Source organism: Anaeromyxobacter sp. SG17 (genome assembly GCF_022690695.1).
Lineage (GTDB): Bacteria > Myxococcota > Myxococcia > Myxococcales > Anaeromyxobacteraceae > Anaeromyxobacter > Anaeromyxobacter soli.
Genome location: NZ_JALCYX010000005.1, coordinates 25,919 through 45,969 on the forward strand (window position 1 = coordinate 25,919; position 20,051 = coordinate 45,969).

The 20,051-nt window shown below is 69.7% G+C and carries 22 protein-coding genes; 9 read left to right on the forward strand and 13 right to left on the reverse strand.

The window, feature by feature from the left end; translation table 11 throughout:
* Nucleotides 1–75: 75 nt before the first annotated feature.
* A complete protein-coding gene (locus MNY60_RS03820; protein WP_242360062.1) occupies nucleotides 76–624 on the reverse strand; it encodes a hypothetical protein in 549 nt (182 codons plus the stop codon).
* A 116-nt stretch (nucleotides 625–740) separates the two neighbouring features.
* Here MNY60_RS03820 and MNY60_RS03825 point away from each other — a divergent pair, with 116 nt between their 5' ends.
* From MNY60_RS03825 to MNY60_RS03840, 4 genes are all read left to right on the forward strand, one after another.
* Nucleotides 741–1,076 carry a helix-turn-helix domain-containing protein gene (locus tag MNY60_RS03825; RefSeq protein WP_242360063.1) on the forward strand — a complete coding sequence of 112 codons (336 nt, stop codon included), beginning with the start codon at nucleotides 741–743 and terminating at the stop codon, nucleotides 1,074–1,076.
* A 748-nt stretch (nucleotides 1,077–1,824) separates the two neighbouring features.
* On the forward strand, nucleotides 1,825–2,175 hold the full coding sequence (locus tag MNY60_RS03830) for a hypothetical protein (protein WP_242360064.1): 351 nt from the start codon (nucleotides 1,825–1,827) through the stop codon (nucleotides 2,173–2,175).
* Nucleotides 2,176–2,645: 470 nt separating this feature from the next.
* A complete protein-coding gene (locus tag MNY60_RS03835) occupies nucleotides 2,646–2,990 on the forward strand; it encodes a hypothetical protein (protein ID WP_242338443.1) in 345 nt (114 codons plus the stop codon).
* A gap of 365 nt (nucleotides 2,991–3,355) precedes the next feature.
* Nucleotides 3,356–3,514, forward strand: coding sequence for a hypothetical protein (locus MNY60_RS03840; RefSeq protein WP_242338445.1), 159 nt, complete (start codon nucleotides 3,356–3,358; stop codon nucleotides 3,512–3,514).
* A 525-nt stretch (nucleotides 3,515–4,039) separates the two neighbouring features.
* Here the strand turns inward: MNY60_RS03840 and MNY60_RS03845 are convergent.
* The 3 genes from MNY60_RS03845 to MNY60_RS03855 form a co-directional block, all read right to left on the reverse strand.
* Nucleotides 4,040–4,489, reverse strand: a complete 450-nt coding sequence (locus MNY60_RS03845; protein ID WP_242338448.1) for a DUF2703 domain-containing protein — start codon at nucleotides 4,487–4,489, stop codon at nucleotides 4,040–4,042.
* Nucleotides 4,486–4,686, reverse strand: coding sequence for a hypothetical protein (locus MNY60_RS03850; RefSeq protein WP_242360065.1), 201 nt, complete (start codon nucleotides 4,684–4,686; stop codon nucleotides 4,486–4,488). The genes MNY60_RS03845 and MNY60_RS03850 overlap by 4 nt, the downstream gene beginning before the upstream one ends.
* Before the next feature lie 66 nt (nucleotides 4,687–4,752).
* Entirely contained in the window at nucleotides 4,753–7,164 is a 2,412-nt protein-coding gene (locus MNY60_RS03855) for a molybdopterin-dependent oxidoreductase (RefSeq protein WP_242360066.1), read from the reverse strand.
* 440 nt (nucleotides 7,165–7,604) lie between these two features.
* Between MNY60_RS03855 and MNY60_RS03860 the strand changes: the two genes are divergently transcribed.
* Both MNY60_RS03860 and MNY60_RS03865 read left to right on the forward strand, forming a co-directional pair.
* Nucleotides 7,605–7,997, forward strand: a complete 393-nt coding sequence (locus MNY60_RS03860; RefSeq protein WP_242360067.1) for a GFA family protein — start codon at nucleotides 7,605–7,607, stop codon at nucleotides 7,995–7,997.
* Between the two features lie 681 nt (nucleotides 7,998–8,678).
* Nucleotides 8,679–8,870, forward strand: a complete 192-nt coding sequence (locus MNY60_RS03865; RefSeq protein WP_242360068.1) for a hypothetical protein — start codon at nucleotides 8,679–8,681, stop codon at nucleotides 8,868–8,870.
* 330 nt (nucleotides 8,871–9,200) lie between these two features.
* Here the strand turns inward: MNY60_RS03865 and MNY60_RS03870 are convergent, their stop codons facing one another.
* The 3 genes from MNY60_RS03870 to MNY60_RS03880 all read right to left on the reverse strand — a co-directional run bounded on the left by MNY60_RS03870 (nucleotide 9,201) and on the right by MNY60_RS03880 (nucleotide 11,677).
* Nucleotides 9,201–9,443 (reverse strand): hypothetical protein, encoded by a 243-nt coding sequence (locus MNY60_RS03870; RefSeq protein WP_242338455.1) that lies wholly within the window; start codon nucleotides 9,441–9,443, stop codon nucleotides 9,201–9,203.
* 131 nt (nucleotides 9,444–9,574) lie between these two features.
* Complete coding sequence (locus tag MNY60_RS03875; RefSeq protein ID WP_242338457.1) at nucleotides 9,575–10,654, reverse strand: S1 family peptidase; 1,080 nt, start codon at nucleotides 10,652–10,654, stop codon at nucleotides 9,575–9,577.
* 408 nt (nucleotides 10,655–11,062) lie between these two features.
* Nucleotides 11,063–11,677, reverse strand: coding sequence for a methyltransferase domain-containing protein (locus MNY60_RS03880; RefSeq protein ID WP_242338459.1), 615 nt, complete (start codon nucleotides 11,675–11,677; stop codon nucleotides 11,063–11,065).
* 250 nt (nucleotides 11,678–11,927) lie between these two features.
* Here MNY60_RS03880 and MNY60_RS03885 point away from each other — a divergent pair, with 250 nt between their 5' ends.
* Both MNY60_RS03885 and MNY60_RS03890 read left to right on the forward strand, forming a co-directional pair.
* Nucleotides 11,928–12,539 carry an RNA polymerase sigma factor gene (locus tag MNY60_RS03885; protein ID WP_242360069.1) on the forward strand — a complete coding sequence of 204 codons (612 nt, stop codon included), beginning with the start codon at nucleotides 11,928–11,930 and terminating at the stop codon, nucleotides 12,537–12,539.
* Between the two features lie 213 nt (nucleotides 12,540–12,752).
* The gene (locus MNY60_RS03890; RefSeq protein ID WP_242338463.1) at nucleotides 12,753–13,664 is read left to right on the forward strand and encodes a VOC family protein; all 912 of its coding nucleotides are present in this window, start codon (nucleotides 12,753–12,755) and stop codon (nucleotides 13,662–13,664) included.
* A 344-nt stretch (nucleotides 13,665–14,008) separates the two neighbouring features.
* Here MNY60_RS03890 and rsgA read toward each other — a convergent pair whose 3' ends face one another.
* Nucleotides 14,009–15,058: a ribosome small subunit-dependent GTPase A gene (gene rsgA, locus MNY60_RS03895; RefSeq protein WP_242338465.1), complete on the reverse strand. Its 1,050-nt coding sequence runs from the start codon at nucleotides 15,056–15,058 to the stop codon at nucleotides 14,009–14,011.
* A 647-nt stretch (nucleotides 15,059–15,705) separates the two neighbouring features.
* On the opposite strand from rsgA, the gene infA reads away from it, so the two are divergent.
* On the forward strand, nucleotides 15,706–15,924 hold the full coding sequence (infA, locus tag MNY60_RS03900; protein WP_012097610.1) for a translation initiation factor IF-1: 219 nt from the start codon (nucleotides 15,706–15,708) through the stop codon (nucleotides 15,922–15,924).
* Nucleotides 15,925–16,095: 171 nt separating this feature from the next.
* Here the strand turns inward: infA and MNY60_RS03905 are convergent, their stop codons facing one another.
* From MNY60_RS03905 to MNY60_RS03925, 5 genes are all read right to left on the reverse strand, one after another.
* The gene (locus MNY60_RS03905; RefSeq protein ID WP_242338467.1) at nucleotides 16,096–17,247 is read right to left on the reverse strand and encodes an NAD(P)/FAD-dependent oxidoreductase; all 1,152 of its coding nucleotides are present in this window, start codon (nucleotides 17,245–17,247) and stop codon (nucleotides 16,096–16,098) included.
* Nucleotides 17,248–17,341: 94 nt separating this feature from the next.
* Nucleotides 17,342–18,355, reverse strand: coding sequence for a zinc-binding dehydrogenase (locus MNY60_RS03910; RefSeq protein ID WP_242338469.1), 1,014 nt, complete (start codon nucleotides 18,353–18,355; stop codon nucleotides 17,342–17,344).
* Nucleotides 18,356–18,550: 195 nt separating this feature from the next.
* Complete coding sequence (locus MNY60_RS03915) at nucleotides 18,551–18,727, reverse strand: hypothetical protein (RefSeq protein ID WP_242338471.1); 177 nt, start codon at nucleotides 18,725–18,727, stop codon at nucleotides 18,551–18,553.
* A 191-nt stretch (nucleotides 18,728–18,918) separates the two neighbouring features.
* The gene (locus tag MNY60_RS03920) at nucleotides 18,919–19,539 is read right to left on the reverse strand and encodes a histidine phosphatase family protein (protein WP_242338472.1); all 621 of its coding nucleotides are present in this window, start codon (nucleotides 19,537–19,539) and stop codon (nucleotides 18,919–18,921) included.
* A 43-nt stretch (nucleotides 19,540–19,582) separates the two neighbouring features.
* Entirely contained in the window at nucleotides 19,583–19,939 is a 357-nt protein-coding gene (locus tag MNY60_RS03925) for a hypothetical protein (protein ID WP_242338474.1), read from the reverse strand.
* Between the last annotated feature and the right edge of the window lie 112 nt (nucleotides 19,940–20,051).

Below are 20,051 nucleotides of genomic sequence, written 5' to 3' on the forward strand. Positions count from 1 at the left end.
CGGCCGAGCACGAGCGCAGAAGAATGGCTGACCGAGCCCGTTGATGCCGGGGGCTATCGGCCAGCTCGCGGCCAGCTATCGGGTACCGCAGTCCTCGTCCACAAGGACGACTCTTCCGGGCTGCTTGCTGCGCTGCGACTCGGCCACTTTCTCGCAGCGCTCGACGCGGCACTGCCTGCGAATCGCGGAGAGCGGCTCGCCCGGCACACGAGCGATGGCCGCGACGTCAGCCGCAATGTTCGCGATGACGCTCGGCCCATACCCGTTCCACTTCCGTCCGAGCCGTTCGTCTCCCTGCCGCACCTCCGCGACGAAGCTCTGAGGCGTGTACCGGTCGTACACAGCGTTCAGGAAGCAGGTGATGTCCTTGGACCAGTGGAACCGAAGCTCTCTCTGGAGATCATCCAGCTGCGACTCCTCCCACTGTTCGGAGCCCTCCCACCGGCGCTGTTCCTGTTCGCGGTCCGAGGCCTGTCGCTCACGAAGCTCGTCCTGCTTGGTTGCGTTCTCGTACACGGGGCCGACCCCGGGGACGAAGCTGCAGCCCGCCATCACACCGACGAGAGCCGCAAGACAGGCTGCCTTCATGTCCACCTCCGGGCTGAGGGCGGTACGGATCGCCAACCAGGCTGGTAGGTCTACCCGAACTCAACATTCTCGGTCTAGTTCGGAGCTGGACACGGCTTTCTACGTCCTGTCACCAGAACAGGCCTGCCACGAGGATGGCGCCCGAGGACTCCATGGGCGCTGTCGAGAAGAGACTCGGGCGGCGTGTCGCCGATCAGCGGAAGCGCGCTGGGCTCACGCAGGCTGAACTCGCGGAACGGATCGGCGTTACGACCGAGACCGTGAGTCGCCTTGAGCGCGGCGCCGTGGTCCCGTCGCTGGCGCGGCTGGAAGAGGTCGCACTCGCGCTCGGGGCCGAGTTGTCCGACCTGTTTCGCGTCGCCGACAGGGAGAGCCAGAAGGACCGCGCCATGACCCGGCTTCTCGCCGTCGTTCGGCGCGGGTCTGCGGCCGACATTGAGGCGGTGGCGGACGTGGCCGAGCGGATCCTGGGCCACTTCCGTCGGTAGTCGCCCCCTCCGCCGCGCGCTGACTCTCCTCTCCCCGGTTTGGGCTGCCGCCCCTCTAGCTAGCAGCGCCGCTTCCGTGGTGGACATGGACCACGTACGCGCTCTGTGACTCGCGCGCGCCCGGGAGGTGGACATCCGGCGGACGAGCCCGCGCGCCGCGGCGCATTCATCCGTCCGGCAAGCGCCCACTTCCCGATGCTGAGGAGGGCATCCCTCACTTCAGGCGGGATCGCGGTCCTCTTGTTCCGGTGCATCCGGCCAATCCGATCCACCCAAGGACCGAGCGCCGGCCATCGAAGTCGCCAGTCCAACGGACCTTTCTCGCCGAAGAAGACTCCCCGGCAGATGACCAGTGGACGACCGTCGGGCGCGGCGCCCGGAACTACTTGTTCCACGATGCCGAGCCAAACGAGCCGATCCCTCAGCACCCTGCTCGGCGGGTGGAGCCTCCCGGCGGTGCGGCCTCCGATGGCCACGATCAGTTGGCCTAACCTCGCCGTCGCGCGGAGCCCCTTCATGCACGCCTCGCCCCCGAGGACGATCCGGCCACCGACAACCTCTGGATCACCGAAGTGGTCGATCTTGTAAAAGATGACGTCCTCCGGCTGGAGCTCAGCGGTTATGGCAAGGGGCATGCCCCGAACTGCTCGCGTATCGCGCGCGCCCTGTCAACGCGATCCTTTGCTGCGGCAGCCGACCGAGTGCACTCCGACCTCACGTTGCCCGCCTTCGCGGATACACTGGGATCATGAGCCCTCTTGCGGATGCGGTGTATGCGGTCCTGAGGACCAGAACGCCCAGCCCCCACCCCGAAATCTCCTACTCGGATCTCGTGGCGCGCCTTCCCAAGCCGTACAACGCGCTCGACCCAGACAGCGACCTGCTTGCCACAGCGCTGGGCGACGTCGTGAGGAGGTGCCGCGCAAGGGACCTCCCTGCGCTCTCAGCGATCGTCGTGCGGGCACGAGAGAAGATTCCTGGGCCCGGGTACTACCCGGTCGCGCATCCGAACGAAGCAGGCGATGTACCCCGCGCCATGATCGCCTGGGCACGGGAGCTTGATGGGGTGAAGACCACAACCTACCCAGCCACGCTGTGAGGCCAGCCATACTTGAGTGGTCGCGGCAAACTGGTAGTGAGCTCCCTACTAGTGGTGCTCCCGGGCCGCATCCGACCGAACTGGACCGAACCCGCGTTCCAGCGTAGCCCCACAGTCGCCAATGCCTTTGGCCCTCGTCCGGTCGCCAGGCCGTCTTCGATTCCCGGCGCCTCCACTTCAGAACCCCGCGATGCCGCGGGGTTTTTCATTTCCGCTCCACACCTGCTCCACACTGCGGCACCGCGAGCCACGCAACGCGTTCACCTGCGCAGCTCACGTCAGGGGGATCGTTTGACCTCGGAATCCATGGAGAACTTGCGCGAGGTGTTCCGCGCGCGAACCTACCCCGGGTAGCCACCTGCTCCGAACGATGGCCTCGTGCATCTCTGGTTCTACGTGGAGAACTGGAACGCCCGAATGAAGTACGCCCGAATGAAGTTCACCGTACGCGAGTGCTCGCTGGAGTGGGCATGACGCGAATCGAGCTACTTGAAGCCCTTCTCGCCGCCAGAACTCCGCTCGCGCCTCTTGCGGAAGGGCTCGCGCGGTTCGGCTGGGACAGCCCTCCCCTGGTCGTGCTCCGGCGGGCGCACGTTGTCTCCGTACTTCAACGATTCCTCTCCGGCGAACTTGGAGGTAGCGACGTTCGTGAGTGGGCCGAACTCATCGAGGTACGTGATGACATCGAGTTCGAGCCGGTGGACCATGAGGTGCTCCGAGACGCCCTTTTCACGCTCGCCACGCCCGACGCTCAAGGTCAACTCGACGCGGGACTGGTGGCGTCCCTCATCGGGCAAATGACGGGCAAACCGTGAGCCTTCGGGTTCCGATGGGCGACCTCTCCGAAATCGGTCTCGACACGAACTGCCTCACGTACCTCCTCAGCGCGCTTGAAGGCGTCGCAGCACCGACCGATGCCCTCGCGGAGCAGAAGCTCGCACTCGTTCGGCTGTACCTCTACACGCCGGGGACGGTCCCCCAACGGCGACCTCGCCATGATGGCGAGCAGGTCGGCATTGAGTTCCTCGCGGGCAGCGCGGGACGCCTTCAACACCTCGGCCGAGAACTCTCTTGCCGCTTCGACGGCAGCCCAGTCCGCCGCTGCCCGCCCCGCTTCGTTCCATCCGGAGGCGACACGCTCCGCGCTTCCCGTTCCGGCTAACGTCCTACCAACGATTTGGTGCATCTGGATGGCGGCGCCGAGGAGCTCCCGGTGGTCATCAAGCAGGCGGCGCTCACGCTCATGCGGCGCTCCATCCGGAACTGCGAGTACAGGAGCACGCCACCGACGACGGCCCCGGAGAACAAACCGGCGATGGCCTGCGTCCCGATGTCATAGACCCACTTCGTCACGCGCCTGCCCTCCCTACACCAAGTTGGCGTCCGAGCCAGAGTCACGCCTCGCGCAACCACCTCGCGCCCGCCGCGTCGATTTCGAGGTACGACTCCCGCGAGATGGTGGTCCACGGGGTCGTCGAGGTGTCGTACTCGACAACCTCCCAGCAGCGACCGCACGTCACCCAGGAAGTGCACGGCGCGAGGTTTGGTGGCTTCCCGTACGGCGTCAGCGCAAACCGCCGCAGTTCGGCGAGCGCGTCTGCGAGCGAATCGTACTCAGCCGGTTGAGGTTCGGCGTGGAGGTCATCCTCGATGCGAACATAGGCTTTGAGGTTTCTCGCACTCAGGGGTGCTTCTGTGTTTCTCCGTTCCTCCGGAGGCGTGGGCTGAGTTGAACGCGCGCTACGACGTGCAGATTCGCACGCGCTGCAGGTCAGGGTTCAACGGTGAGTGCGCGTTCCGTCAACGTCGATCCCGCAGATGGGAGGAGCGCCTGCGTCACACGAGCGCGGCGGCTTGCGTTTGCTCATCGGCAAACCTTCCCGGCCGGCACCGCCACAGTGGGAGCGCAGCAGGGCTGCTCGGACGCTGCGGTCGTCAGCGCGGCCGCAGCAAGCAGGCCGGCCCGGATGATGAGAGCGGCGGGTATCGTCTCGTGTGTCCGCCCGTCGACGGTGACGGTCCTGCACTCGTTCGGGCCGCAAACGTCACAGCACGGGCTCTGACCGGCCGTCGCCCCCAGCCAGTCCTCGATGGAGCGCCCGCCGATCAAGATGCGGTTCGACTCTAGCGGCTCGCGCTTGAAATCCTGGAGCCCGATTTCGGCCTCGTCGAGGACGATCTCGATTCCGAGCGGCTCGAGTGCCCGACCGAGGACTCCAGCCGCCTTTCGCACTTCGTCGCCCGTGCCTCCGCAGCGCGGGCAGGTCTCCCCTGCCGCGACCAGCCGCTGCCACCGGATCGTCAGGGTCTTCATCGGTCCCGCCCCTCTTCTAGAGTCACCGCGCTGAGGAGCCACCTCACGATCAGGATACCGCGAGCACCGACGCCGACGAACGCGGCGGTGAGCCGCGGCCGGAGTCGGAGATACAGGCAGACCACGGCAATCATGAAGGCGGTCCCGAGCACCGCGCTTCCGAGAACGCTTCGACTCGGCGCCAGCTTGGTCGTCATGGTGACGAGCGCTGCCCCATGGAGCAGCCGTCCTGGCATCGCAGCTCGCGAGCGCTGGCGGCGCGGTCATCGGTCTCTGGGATGCTCCGCCAACCGGATCTCGCAGAGATACGCTCGGTGAGGCACGGACCCGCTGATCGGGTCGATCGCCCCGTTCCCGATCATGAGGTTGTAGTTCGCGCCGTCGGGACTGAACGGCTCGTAGCCGGGCGCTCCCGCGTCCGGACACGCCTGCCACCAGCCGTGCTGTCCGCAGACCACGTCCGGCTGCAGAGTATCGTTCAGCCGCGCCCGCGCACGCACGCTCCCGTCGGGCGTCTCGATGCTGACCCAGTCGCCCGCCGCGATCCCTCGTTTCGCCGCGGCACTGGGATGCAGCTCGACCTCGGGGTCCATCGCCTTGCGACGCAGGCTGGGAAGCGCGCGGTGCTGGCTCTCGCAGAACAGGGTGTGCTTGGTGCACGTGAGGATCAGCGGATAGCGCTCCACGAGATCCGGACGGGACACCGGACCGACCAGCGGCTCCTGGTACTCCGGCAGCGGCGGATAGCCGTGTGCGAGCAGGGTCTCCGAGTACAGCTCGATCTTGCGCGTGGGCGTGTCGAAGCCCACCGGGACACCGTCGACCTCGTCGGCGAACTTGCGGTAGCGCGTCTCGAGCGCGACGCGCGCACCCTCGGGGTGGTCGCGCAGCCAGTCGAGCGAGAAGCCCGAGGGCCCGAGCTGGTGGCGATAGGCCGCGTCGATGTTTCCCTGCCAGAAGTATTTGCCGAGACCGAGACGGACGGCGAGGTCGAAGACGATCTCGGTATCGGATCGAGCCTCCCCGGGGGGCGCGGCCACGGGCCGGCGCAGCTGGACCAACGACTGCGCCTCGGGGCTCACCTCGAAGCCGAGCTTGAGCGCCTCGCGCTCGAACCCGCTCGCCACCGGCAGGACGACGTCGGCGAGCTCCGCCGTGGGGTTCATGAACAGGTCCGCGTGGACGTAGAAGTCGAGCGCGGCCAGCGCCTCGCGCCCGCGCAGGACGTCGCCGTGCGACAGCAGGAGGTTGGTGCCGAATCCGACGAGGCCTCGCACCGCATAGGGCTTGCGGTCGAGGATGCCTCGGTACAGCTCGTCGGTCGTCGCGAATCCCCATCGCGCCGGGCCGAGCGGGCGTTCCGCGACGCCGAGCCCCACGGCGGGCCGCTCCGGCTGCGGCAGTCCCTGGCTCCCGACGACGGGCGTGGGGATTGTGGGGAAGAGCACGTTGCCGCCCCGTGCATCGAAGCTGCCCGTCAGCACGGAGAGCTGCGCGATCGCGCGTGCGATCTGGGTCGCGTTCGTCTGCATCTCGACGCCGCTCCACGCGTAGTACGCGAGGGGCCTCGCCTCCCACAGGAGCCGCGCTGCGCGCTCGACCTCACCTCGCTCGACGCCGGTGATCGACTCCACTCGCTCCGGCGAATAGGTTCGGCAGCGCGCGGCCGCGAGATCGAAGGCGGTCCGGCAGTGCACGCCGCCCGTCGGCGTCTCCAGCGCGTACTCGCCGAACAGGGCGAGGTCCGCGGAGTCGGCCTCGTACCGTCCACGGGCGGGATCGTAGACGGTGGGGCGGCCGGCAGGCCGATCCCAAGCCACGTAGCGTCCCCGGTCCCCGCCCTCCGAGAGGTCGGCCTCGGTGAGGGGGCGGCCCGTATCCGAGCGAACGAGCAGCGGGCCGTTCGTCCACTCACGGATGAACGGCTCGTCGAACCAGCCGCGCTCGATCATCACCCCGGCGATCCCCAGGGCGAGCGCGCCGTCAGTGCCCGGGCGCACCCGCAGCCACGCGTCGGCCCGCCGAGCCGGTTCGGTGCGTCGTGGGTCGACCACGACGAGGCGTGCCCCGCGCTTCTGTGCCGCGATGGTCGCGGTCGCGTGGCTGAGCCGCGCGTGGTTGGGGTTGTAGCCCCAGAAGAGGATACAGCCGGCGTTCTCGAGGTCGGGCAGGTAACGTCCTGGCACCGGCGCGCCGAACGTGAAGCCCGTCGCGAAGTACCGGCCCCAGCCGCACAGCTCCATTGCGACGACGAGGTTCGGGCTGCCGAAGGTGCGCGTCAGCCGTTCGACCCAGGCCATCGAGTCGTCCGACGCAGAGGTCGAGGGCGAGACCAGGCTGAATGCGACGCTCTCTGGCCCGGACTCCGCGGCGAGCGCGCGGAGCCGCGACGCGGTGAGCTCCAGCGCTTCGTCCCAGCCGATCCGTTGCCAGCCCGGGTCGGGATCGCCCTTCGGACGCGTGCGCCTCAACGGGTATTTCAGGCGGTCGCGGTGATAGACGAGCTCTGGCCCGGCCCGGCCCTTCGCACAGAGCGCCTGGCCAGTGGGATGCGACGGGTCGGGATCGAGGCGGACGAAGCGTCCCCCCTCGACGGTAGCGATCGCGCCGCAGCGCGAGACGCACAGCGCGCAGTACGTGGAGACGCGCTCCGATGTCGTGCTGCCGGCCGCCATCGTCTGTGCCCTTGGCCGTGATGCTGCCACCGGAGAAGCCCCTCGGCGTGCTGGCCGGGGAGCGTGCGCCTCCGCCGCGCACCTGGAGCCCTGGTAACATCAGCATGGCTGGTGCGGCGGCCTGGCTGCCTTCCTGGGTCCGCGCTGGTCTCTCGAACGAGCCAGCAAGGATGAGCGCGTGACACCTGACGACGTCCTCGCCCAGCTTCCGAACGGGATGCACGACGCGAGCATCCGCGAGATGCGGGTCCAGTTCGGGCGCCAGCTCGTCACCCTCGACATGGACTTCCGGGTCGGCGACATGGACGCTCATGGTGAATCGCGAACGCCCACGGGGGCGATGCAGTCCCGGAGGTGGTCGGACTGCCGGCGCGTCAGTTGCGGTGACGGCGCTGTTCGCTAAGAACATTCCGGCCGCTTGCTCTTGGAGGAGACGCAGCATGGACCGATTCACCGGCGGTTGCCTGTGCGGCAACGTCCGCATCGTGGCCTCGGGACTCCCTTACCGGGTCGGCCTCTGTCACTGTCTCGACTGCCGCAAGCACCATGGGGCGCTCTTTGGCGCTTCCGCCGTGTTCCCTCAGGATGCCGTGACGATCGATGGCGAGACACGCGACTACGCCGGGCGGTTCTTCTGTCCCCGCTGCGGCTCGTCCGTTTTCGGACGCACCGCAGACGAGATCGAAGTGAACCTGGGATCCCTGGATGCCCCTGACCAGCTGAAGCCGACCTACGAAAGCTGGACCATCCGGCGCGAGCCCTGGTTGCCGCCGTTCCCGCTCACCAGACATTACGACCGCGATCGTGACGCCTCGGGTCGCTTCGAGGAGTAGGTCGACGCGAAGGCAGCCGCGAGGCGCCCAAGGATTGGCGGGGTGAGCCACGAGACCGTGCGGTGAGCCGTCTTCGCTTCCTGACGCGCTAACCCCCGCATGGCGGGTCTTTCTTGGCAGAGAAGCTACCTCACGGAGAGCGGCACGAGTAACCAGGTCGGTACCGGGCGACCCTCCGGGTCGCGACCGGGTTTCCAGGAGCACCGAGAGACGGCCTGCCACACCGCACACGCGAACTCGCGTTCCACGCTCCGGGACATCCACTGAAGCCCGGCCGGCCTTCCATCTGCAAGCACCACGAACCTGAACGTCACCGGACGCTGCGGAAGCTTCGTTTTATCGATGTGGGGCAGGCTACGAGATATTTCCGACCCGACGCAGCTCGGGTTCACGCTGCTGGGCCGCTGGTACCCCGCCGTCGTATCGTGGACGTCGGTCGGGACCTCCGCCGCCGCGACGAGATCACACTCGAGCTGGGCGGAGGCAGCGGGCGAGGCGTGCGCACACCCGAGCATGACAGTCAGTGCGAGAACGCCGATCTTGGACATGCTGCGCATCACATCACCTCGGTGCGCACTCGTCTACGGTGAGGACCCTTCTGACGGATCGGGGGGAGATCATGAAGTACGACGGCGACGGCTCGTTCCCGTGAGTGCGTCGCGCCATGCGATGATGCGGCGCATGAGCGGCATCGCGTTCGTCGAATTGTTCGCGGTCGCGCTACTTGGGGCGGCTGCATGGCTCGCCAAGAGATCCCGAGTGCGGATCTCGACGACGATCTCCGTGATGGGACTCATCGTCACGATCTTCATGACGGTCATCATCGGCGGGGCCGCTCAGAAGAGCCCGGAGCAGATCTCCTTCTTCACCTAGTGCCGCCATTTATCTGGGAGGTGTCGCTCTCTCGCTGGTGTTCACGGTCCTGATCTTCGCCGGTCGCTGGCAGAGCCGAGAGGGAGCGACGCTCGAGCGCGGCACGAAGACCCTGGTTCGCGGAGCGCCGGCGTCTCGCAGGCGTTCGTGAGCGCGGCGCCAGCGCTAGTGGCCAGGCGATGCGGAAGCCCGCTCCCTCACCCGAATGAAGAGATGATGAGCGGTGGATGATGCCCTCGTACGCTCGGCCAGCGGGAGGGTCACGCGGAGCGCAGGCGTGGAGATGTCTCGCGGATGTGGCTCGCTGGATCGAGCACCCGGCGTGATCCGTCAGCGTGCCTTCGAGTCTTCCCGCGGGACGGCACGGATGTCGCCCGTCTCCTCGATCTCGAACGGAACGCTCGCGAGGATCCCGGCGATGCTGCGCTCGAGCTCCGGCGTCGCCTGGACCACGTACACCTTCGCGCAGGGAGCGCCCGAGCAGAGCCCGCGCGCGGTGCCCGTCACGCCCGCGAGCGCGAGGAGCTCATCGGTACGCTTCCGGAGCACGTCGTCGATCGCGTCCGCCGTCATGCTCGCCTCCTTCTGCGGCTCCGAGCCGCGCGCGTCAGGGCGCGGCCATGCGGCGGCCAGCGCCGCCAGCGCCAGCAGCGGCGCGAGACCGCATGGGCGCCTTCGTCGCGACGTGATGCCGGCCCGGGCGCTCACTCCCCCTCGATCGTCACGCCGAACGCTTGCAGCACGGGACCGATCGGGTTGGCGATGGCGTACTTACCGCTCGAGCTGCCCGCGAACAGGAGCCCCACCGGCTTTCTGTCCGGGTCGGTGACGAGCAGCGAGCCCGAGTCGCCCGGCTTGATGAACGGGCCAGCGGACGTGACCGTGACCTGGTTGACGAACCGCGCGACTCCTGCCGAGCCGTAGTCGACGTTCACCGTCACGTTGACCCCGGTGATGGTGCCGCGAGTGAGCGCCGAGGTGCGCCCGAACTTCTGGACCGCGAGGTCGAGGGCAGGTGTCGCCGTCGTCGTCCGTGGCATGCCGTATCCGCCGGGAGGCGTGCTCGTCCCGAGCGAGCGGAGGCCCGTGTCGTAGTTCACCTCGGCGATCGCTGCGTCGATGGTGTTCGAGGCCGAGGTCGAGAACGTGATGCGGCCCGAGGCGGCGAGCCGCCCGAGCTGGTCGGCGGGATCGAAGCTGCACTGCGTATCGTACAGCCCGGGCTGGGCGATGATCTCGCCTGGCGAGCCCGCATTCTCTCGCGCGTACACGTGATTGTTGCTCAGCGCGTAGTGCTTGCCGCCACCCGCCACCCGCGCCCCGATCGTGCCGGCAGAGCACTCGTTCGCGTTTCCGGTCGAGACGCCGATCGGGACCGGATCGCCGAACCGGCTCTTCGGCGAGGCGCCGCCACCCCGCTTCGCCTCGGGCGACAGCATCGCGTGGAACCTGCCGGTCACCTGAACCTCGACCGGCACGTCGTCGATCCGCCCCGGGAGGTGGCCGAGGTTCACGCGGCCGTCGCTGAACACCAGGATGGACGCCCCCCCGTTGCCGGCCAGCCCGACCGCGGTCCCGACGACACCCGCGATGGAGAGCAGGCGCGGGTTGGCCCGCTCCTGCGCGGCGATCGCCTGCTCCAGCCCGGGCGGTGCATTCTCGGCCGCGACGCCGCCCGACGCGCCCGGGGAGTCGGGCCCGACGCCGGCACGCGCGTGCGTCACGCCTACGCGGCCCGCCTGCAGCCCAGCCACGAGCAACGCTCCGATGAGCAGGAGCCTCACGAGCCGCCTCGAACCGGGCCTCGTCACGTCGGCCATGTCGGACCCCCTGTCCTTGTGAGCGATGCCCCCGTCTACCACGCCCGGATGCGGGAGGAGCGGCGCCAGCGGGTTCGCTCGTCTGGGCCGCCCGGGAGGGAAGCAGTGCGCCTGCTCGCCTCGACCGGCCGCCCGTCTCCGGATGAGATCGAGAGCGAGTGAAGCGGGTTGACGAGGCCAGAAGCAGCCGGCTGGGCTTCACCCTGGTCGCTTCGCCGACCGGACGTTGACGCCCGTCACCTGGAACTTCCGCGTGACCCTTTCCTTGGACGTGCCGAGGAAGGGATCGAACCGCTCGCGGACTTCCGCGGCGATGAACCCGAGCTCGCCGAGGAGCGACAGGAGCTCCGCCTCCGGCAGAGCACCGCCAATTCAACCCGACCAGAGATCGATGTCGCTCCGGATCGACTCCGGAAGCTCCGAGCGGACCACGATGTCGGCATACAGGAACCGGCCCGCTGGACGAAGTACCCTGAACACCTCCGAGAAGGCGCGGCGCTTGTCAGGCGCGAGGTTCAACACGCCGTTCGAGATGACGAAGCCCACCGAGCCGCTCTCGACCGGGAGCTCGAGCGCGTCCCCCTGACGCAGCTCCACGTTCGTCAGCCCCGCAGCCGCCGCCGCGGCCTCCGCCTTCCGGAGCATCGACTGCGTCATGTCGATGCCGATGGCGCGCCCGCCGGGTCCGGCCGCTTTCGCGGCAAGCAGAAGGTCCGTGCCGGCGCCGCAGCCGATGTCGACGACCGTGGATCCCGCGGTGATGGTCTCCATCCGCAGCGGGTTACCCACGCCGGCGAACGACTCGACCGCGAGCGGCGGCAGGGCGGCGAGCGCGGCTCGGTCGTAGCGAAGGAAGTCCACTGCATAGTCGAGCCCGCGGTGGAAGTGGAACTCGCCGTCCGGGGCCGAGGCGACACGAGAGTAGATGGACTGAATCTCCGCCCGGAGCCTGGCAGTATCGAGATCGACAGGGCACGCCACGGCCATGGAAGCCTCACCCGCGGAAACACCGCGCGTGGGGATCTGCCGGCGGCGTTGCTCACGAGCACGCGAAACGCCGAGATACTCATCGGACGGGTGGGAACCTCCCCAAGAGATTCCTTACGCCCCGCCACCGGCGACGCCGGTCCACGAGCGCCAGGCGCTGTACGGGACCGGGCCCGGGAAGCTCCGAGGAGAGCCGCTTGCCAGCTCGCCCTGGTGGCACCGGAACAGGAGTGCGAGCATCGACGGCGCCATGCTCTCTGAACCGCGCGCGCTCGGCATCGAAAGCCTTCACGAAAAGTACGGTGAGCGCATCCGCCGCTACCTTGAACGCCTGGTCGGCTCGGCGGACGCCGAGGATCTCGCGCAGGACGTGTTCGAGAAGGCGCAGCGCGCCGTCGGCACCTTCCGGCGCGACTCGCGTGTCTTGACGTGGCTCTATCGCATCGCAACGAACGCGGCCATCGACCGGCTGAGGACCGCCGGACGGTACGTCGATGTCGAGCGACACGACGACGAGACCGACCCGCTCGACGCGGCGCGCTCCGCGGAGGCGACGCACGAGCGTTCTCTCGATGGCGAGGTGGACCGCACGCGGATGAGGGCGTGCATCCTGGACGTCGTCGAGCAGCTCCCCACCAGCCAGCGTGCTGCGATCCTGCTCGGGGAGCTTCGCGGGTTGAGCGACCGCGAGCTCGCCGAGGCGCTCGGCGTGTCACTGGGAGCCGCAAAGATCCGGCTACATCGAGCGCGCGGGGCTCTGAAGGCCGCCCTGGAGCGCGCCTGTACGTTCGAGCGCGACGAGCAGAACGAGTTCGCCTGCGCCCCCAAGCCCGGGCTCGTTTCGCTCGGCCGCGGAAAGTAGACCACCCGTATCCTTTCCGAGCCCCGTTCGTCCACGGAGGAGACGCACCCTTTCGTCCCTGAGATGGGTCGGGGCCAGGAGAAGCTCCCATGCCGTGGTGTGGATACTGGGGAACGACAGGCACTGATTACTGGTGGGTCCTGCCGCTCATCGGCCTCGTCTTCATGGCCTTCATGTTCTTCGCCTGCTTCCGCGGCTTCGGATGCGCCGAGCGTGCGCACCGACGCTCGATCTTGCGCGTTGCGGCTCGATTCCTGCCGCACTAGTTCGCGAGAGGTCGCGCGTTGCGGCGGGAGGGTCGGCGTGAGTGAGCGCGAGCGGTATCCACCTGGCGTCCCCTGCTGGGTCGACACCCTGCAGCCGGATCCGCGAGGTGCGCTGGATTTCTACGGCGCCCTGTTCGAATGGGAATTCACGGGCCCGGGCCCGGGGGCAGCCGATCCCTCGAGCCAGTACTTCATCGCCCGAGTGAGAGGTCGCGACGTGGCGGGGATCGGCTCGCGCTGGAACGGCCATCCGCGCGCGATGTGGAACACCTATGTCCGCGTGGACAGCGCCGACGGAGCGGTCGCGGCGGCGAAGCGGGCCGGCGGAAGCGTTCTCCAGCCGCCATTCGACGTTCCCCCCGCTGGCCGCGCAGCCGTGCTCGCGGATCCCGCGGGCGCGCCCTTCTGCGTGTGGGAGGCCAGGGCTCGCGAGGGCGCGCAGCTCGTGAACGAGCCGCGCACGTGGTCGATGAGCTCGCTCCACTCCTCGGATCCCGAGAGCGCCACGGCGTTCTATGGCGCGGTGTTCGGCTGGCGTCCCGACGTGTTCGACGCGGGCGGAGTCCAGATCACGCTATGGCGACTTCCGGGATTCGTCGGCGGCGAGCCGGAGCAACCCGTGCCTCGCGACGTCGTCGCGGTGATGGTGCCCGCCGCCGACCGCGGATCGTCGCCGCGCTGGCACGTCGACTTCTGGGTGGCCGGCGCCGACGCGGTGGCGGACCGTGCGGCGGGGCTCGGCGGCACGGTGGTCGTCCCTCCGCACGACTCGCCCGGGTTCAGGAGAGCCTTGATCGCCGACCCACAGGGCGCGACGTTCTGGATCGACGAGCTGACTGCGGGCCCAGCCCGGCGCTGACTCCGCACTTCGGTGGGCCCGCGTGCCGATTCGCCTGCAGCGGGTCAAGCGCGCTGGGATGATGCCGGACCCCACCAGCGCGAGCCGATGTCACTCGCGGTCCACCGCCGTCGGTGACGAATTGCCTGTGGTGGGCCACGACCGATGATGGTGTGAACGAGCCCGGTGACCACCTCGAGTCCTGCCGTCGCGTCGGCTGGCGTGAACGCTCGTCTGCTCGAGCCCGCGGTGCTCGAGGGGATCCGCGTCCGCCGCCTCGACGGCGCGCGGACCTGGAAGTACCTGGACTGAAGACCGCCCCGGCTGAAGCTGCCGTCGTCCCCTGCTGGCGACGAGCACGCGCGTCAGCGCCGCCGATCGCGATAAAGCCGGCGCAGCTCCTTCGACACCGACTTCCAGCGCTCGCGCTCCCCCCGCGCCGCGCCGCCCTCGCGCCGCGCCGCCTGCCTCGCGAGCTCGAGCGCGAGCTTGCGGTGGCTCTCGACGCGCGCGGCGTCGAGGCGCCCGCCGGCGATCGCCTCCCGGACGGCGCACCCGGGCTCGGCCGCGTGGGAGCAGTCCCGGAACCGGCAGCGCGCCGCGATCGCGGCGAGGTCCTCGAACGTCGCGTCGAGCCCGCCCGCGTCCCAGAGCCGGAGCTCGCGGATCCCCGGACCGTCCACGAGCGCACCGCCGCCGGGCAGCAGGAAGAGCTCGCGTGCCGAGGTCGTGTGGACGCCGCGGTCGTCGGCGGCACGCACCGGCGCGGTGCGCTGCGCCTCGCGGCCGAGGAGCGCGTTCGTGAGGGTGGACTTGCCTGCTCCGGAGGGGCCCACGAGGACGCCGGTGCGGTCGGGGCGGAGCCGCGCCGCGAGCGCGGCGACACCCTCGCCCGTGAGGCCGGACGCGACCTCGACGTCCACGGCGGGCGCGGCGGCGCGGGCCTCGGCGAGCGCGGAGGCGAGGTCCTCCGCCCGGTCCGGCTTCGTGAGGACGATCACGGGCTCCGCGCCGCCCGAGTACACCGCCGCGAGGGTCCGCTCGAGGCGGCGCGGGTTCGAACCCTCGTCGAGCCCCTGCACGACGAACACGACGTCCACGTTGGCGGCGAGCACCTGCTCCGCAGTGGCGCCGCCCGCGACGTTGCGGGAAAGCCAGGTGCGACGCTCGAGGACGCGCGTGACGGTACGATCGGGCGCGGGGGTCGCGACGACGAAGTCGCCCACCACCGGGAGGACGCCTTCGGCGCGCAGCCGACCCGGCACGACGACCGGGTGGGCGCCGTCCGGGAACCGGACGAGGAGGCCGCGGCCGCGATCCGCGACCGCGCGGCCGACGAGGGAGGACTGGAGCTCCTCCACCGTGAGCTGGGAGGAGAAGAAGGGACCGAAGCCGATGAGCTCGGGATGGACCAAGGCGTGCCTCGAAAGCGCGAGTGACGGACGGGATCCACGCCGCGCGATGGCGGTGGCGGGATCCGACAGGACGCGTCACCTGCCGTTCGGCGGGCGACGCGGACTCGGGCTAGCGGGCACGATCCACGCGTCCGGAATAAACCGGAGCCGGGTGCGCAGGCAAGCGGCGCGTTGGCGCGCGCTTGTCGCAGGACCAGACCATCGATCGGACGGGCGAGCTCCAGACCGTCTCGAGGGCTCTTGCGAGTGGCGCCCTGAGTCGCGCCCGAGCCCGCAGGACAGCCGCAGCGCCCGGGCGCCGTCCCCCACCCTCCCCGCGCCGCCCCACCACCATTGGGTGGTCGGACGGATAGCCGGTGGGCGGTGGGCGGGCTGCCTTCATCGCAGCGCCCTGCCCAACTCCATGTTATGAAAGCCGTTGGCAGCCCACCCGCGGCCATGGCGCTGGCTTCGATTCCCGCGCCTCCACTCGAGCTGACAGCGGGTTTCGGACGACACCCCGACGGCCTGGGTGGCGTCCGGGTTCTGTACGCCGCGCGTCGAGAGCTTCATCTTCTGGGCTCGTCCGGACGGTACTTCGGACGACCCGCGCAGATGCGCTGCGGAACGGGCAGTTCACAGCGAAGCACTCACGAACAAGGAGAGAGATGAGCGAGAAGGAAGCCGGTATCGAGGTGCAGGGCAGGGTGGAGGAGTCGAGCGGCAGCATGTATCGCGTGAAGCTCGATCAGGGCCCGATCGTGCTGGCCTACCCCTCCGGCAAGATGAAGCGGTTCCGCATCCGCATCATCACGGGCGACCGGGTGAAGGTGGAGCTCTCGCCGTACGACCTGACCCGCGGCCGCATCACCTACCGCGACAAGTAGCCCACGAGCCGCCCGGTTCGTGGCGGGCTCGGCGGTGGCTGCTCGGGATCGAATGAGCCGGCGCGAGCCGGCTCATTCTCCTCGGCCGTGGGTCGCTCCAGAGAGCACCCGCTCGCTTCCCTGCGCAGGGTCCCGCAGTCCAGCTCAGCCGTTCGTGCGGGCGAGTCCGCTTTAGCTGAAGCGACCCAGCCACTCGCGCTCCCAGGCATCCTTGGCGCGGTGGGACTCGGCGGACGGCGCTTCGAGCGAGACCACGGGGACCGGCTCGGCGAAGAAATCACCCTTCCCGTGGGCCGTCGCGCCGTCGCCCGTCTCGACCCAGCACTCTCCGATCCCGACGTAGGGCTCGGAGGGCTGTCCGCCCAGGATCTCCGCAGCGATGGAACGCGCCACGATCCGCGCCTCGCCCTCTGCGAACGTCGCGGCCTTCGGGAGCGGCTTTCCCATCTTCAGCGGGATCCCGGTCACGTCGCCGATGGCCCACACCCGCTCGAACCGGGTGCGCAGGGTGCCCCGATCGACCGGAACCCACCCGCCCTGCGCGGCGAGCCCCGCGTCGCTCACGACACGGGGCGCCCGGTGCGGCGCGACGAACGCGAGAAGATCGTACGCGGCCTCCGCACCGTTCGCGAACCGAAGCCGCCTCGCGGGCGCGTCTGCCGCGACGATCTGGTGGTCCGGGTGGTACCCGATCCCCTTTGCAGCCAGCAGGTCGCGGACCGCGGCCGAGACTTTCGGCCCCGCGACGCCCATCGGCGCCGGCTCCGCGGCGTACAGATCGAAAGCCACCTTCTCGCGGACGCCGCGCCTGCGAAGGCTCGATTCGATGAGCTGTGCCGCTTCGTACGGCGCGGCGGGGCACTTGTACGCCGGCGCTGCGGTGAGGACGACGAGCCGTCCTCCCGCGAAAGACGCGAGCGCGTCCCGGAGCGCCACCGCGCCCTCGAGCGTGTAGAAGGAATGACCGGACTCCACCAGCCCCGCGACGGCGGAGGGATCGAGGTCCGCCCCGACGGCCACGACGAGGTGATCCGCCTCGAGGCGGCGTCCCCCGACCTCCACGCTCCGGCGCGACGGGTCTATCCGCTCGATGTCGCCGGTGACGACCTCGACTCCGTGCCGCGCGAGCGCAGTCATGGGTCGCGAGATCTCCTCCGGACGACGCTCGCCGACGATGACGCGCAGCAGCGAGGCCCCCAGCACGAAGCGGTCCGCACGCTCGACCACGGTGATCCGGTGCTCCGCCGGGAGCTGCGCCCGCAGCTCCATCGCGACGACGCTCCCCCCTACCCCGCCTCCCAAGATCACGACGCTCGCGCCCATGTCCGCCTCCAGTTCGCGGCGCCGCTGAAGGCGGCTTCCGCGTGCACCTCGCACCTCGACGGCGCTGCGATTCGCCGTCCCATGCATGCCGTCGTCATGCCGCTCCCGGCTCGGGCGGCGGCGCATTGGGCACGAGCACGATCTTGCCCGCCACGCCCCCGCTCCCGAGCAGCTCCTGCGCCTGTCTCGCTTCCTCGAGCGGGAATCGCTGCGCGATGAGCGGCCTGATCTTTTGCTGTCGGAGGAGGTCGAGCAGGGCGATCAGGTCCTGCCGAAACCAGGCAGGCTTGAGCCGCTTGAGCGTCTGGATGCTGTACGGGACCACGCGTCTCCGGCCCGGGAGAAGCCAGCCGGCGGCGATGTACGCCGCGAAGATGGCGGTTCCGCGAAAGCGTTGACGCCGGCCTGGACGACTCGAGGTCAATCCCTCCCCACGGATCGAGCTCACGAGGCCGTAACCCACCACCCTCCCGCCACGACGAAGCGCCTTGCGCGACTGCCAGAGGTGCTCGCCTCCGAGAGGATCGAAGACGACGTCCACGCCCTCACCGGTGAGGCGTCGAATCTCTTTCACGAAGTCCTGACGCTGGTAGTCGATGGGGATACCGCCCAGGTCGGAGACGACCGGCGCCCCGCGCGAAGAGGCGGTCCCGTACAGCTCCAGCCCGCCCACGCCCCCGAGCTGCAACAACGCCGTCCCGACCCCGCCTGCCGCGCCGTGAATCAGCGCGCGCTGGCCCGGTCCGACCTTCGCGGAACGATGCATCATCTGGTAGGCCGTGACGTAGTTCAGCACGAGGCAGACCGCCTCGGCGGGGTCCAGCCCGGGTGGCACCGGAACCAGCTCACGCTGGGGCAGGCAGACGAATCCCGCGTACGCTCCGTGGATCGGCATGGCGGCGACGCGCTGGCCTGGTACGACGCCGCCGACCCCGCCGCCGAGCCGATCCACCACGCCAACCAGATCCCACCCCGGCGTGAAGGGCACCGGGGGCGTCTCGGGGTGAATGCCCTCGCGCGCCATGATGTCGGGCAAGGAGACGCCTGCGGCCAGCACCCTCACCCGCACCTCGCCCTCCTTCGGCTCGGGGACCTCCTCCTCGACCACTCGAAGTGCATCGGGCCCGCCGTAGCGAGTGACGATGATGCGCGTGTGTCTCATGGTGACGACGGCGTCGCGAGGGACTCGGGCTCGTGGTGAGCACCCGTGCGCGAGGCCCCGCGGCAGCTTCGATCGCGATCCGGGGCCTGCTCGAGTCGATCGCTGGGCCCTCCTCCGAGGCGATCGGTACGACCGGGACGGTCAGCTGCGCTTCGAGCGCGCCTTCTTGGTGGCGCCGGCCTTTCGCCGCTGCTTGTTCACGGTGCGCGCGGCGATCTGCTTCGCGCGGCGAGAACCCGCGCCGCGCTTCACGGCCGACTGCTTGATGTGCTCGTACTGCCGCTTCCGTTTGGGACTCTTCACGCCTCTCGGGGGCATTGGGCCCTCCTCTCGCGGGAGACGTAGCGACCCGTGCGCTTCCGTGCCATGTCCACCCGGGAAGGGGCCAAGCTCGGTTCGCGACGTCCGCGCTCGGGATGCTGCCAAGCGAGCAGCGAGATCGTCTTCCTGAGCGGCTCTCGACCTCGCAGCTCGAAGCCGCGCGCGTGTCGCTGAGGCGCGGTGACCGGTCAGCGATCGTCACCGACGAGCGCCGCCGCCCCGACCACGCGGCCAGCGACGAGGCGCACCCGCCATACGCCGCCGTTCGGGATGAAGCGCGGCGGCGCGACCGGCGCGGGCCCCGGCTGGCTGCTGAGGGCGGCGACGAGGAATGCCCGCATCACGCCGCCGTGGGTCACGAGCACGGCCGGCGACTCGAGCCGCTCGGCGGCCCGCCCGATCGCAGGGACGACGCGCGCGAGCAGCGCGTCCATGGACTCGCCGGCGGGCGGCGGCGCGCGCGGGTCGGACACGTGGCGCGCCCACTCCTCCGGGAACCGCCTCTCGCACTCGCACCGGGTGAGGCCCTCCCAGTGGCCGTAGGCGCGCTCGCGCAGGTCCGCGTCCACGAACGCGACCTCCAGCCCGAGCGCCTCGCCCACGATCTCCGCGGTGCCGCGGGCGCGGCAGAGGTCGCTCGTCGCGATCGCGCGGACCCCCTCCGCGCGCAGCCGCGCCGCGAGCGCGAGCGCCTGCGCTCGTCCGGTCGCGTTGAGCGGCACGTCCGTCTGACCCTGCCACCGCCCGGCGGCGTTCCAGTCGGTCTCGCCGTGGCGCACGAGGAGCAGGTGTCGTTCGGTCGGCGGCATCGGACGAACGTCTACGCTGCCCGGGCGGAAACGGCAGTGCGCATCACTTGGACGTGAGCTCCGCCGCGAGCGTTGTCTCTTCACGGCTCAGCTCGGACGGTCCCTCCGTCAGCACGGTCCAGTAGCTCACCCCGGTGGGCCCGTCGAGCTTGCCGTCACGCACCGCGCGCGCGATGCGCGACCGCACCTCGTGCTCGTCCGCGGGCTCGGCGACGAAGACGACTCGCAAGCCAATCCTCCGACCGGAGCGGCTGCCGACGTTCGACTGGTGGGGCCAGCGGCACGCGCCCTCGTGCTCCCAATGGCCGCACAGGTTCACGGTCACCGCTGCGCCCGGGGCCTGAGGGTCGCCATCGCGTTCGAGCTCGATCGATGCCTCGTGCACGAACCCTTTCCGCATGGGCGGACATTAAGCGCGGAGACGCTCCTGCGCATGGGGCGTCGAGCGGATCGGCGCCGGGTTGCGAAACGCCACCGGTTGTGCCAGGGTGCGCGCGCGCGACGCCGTCGAG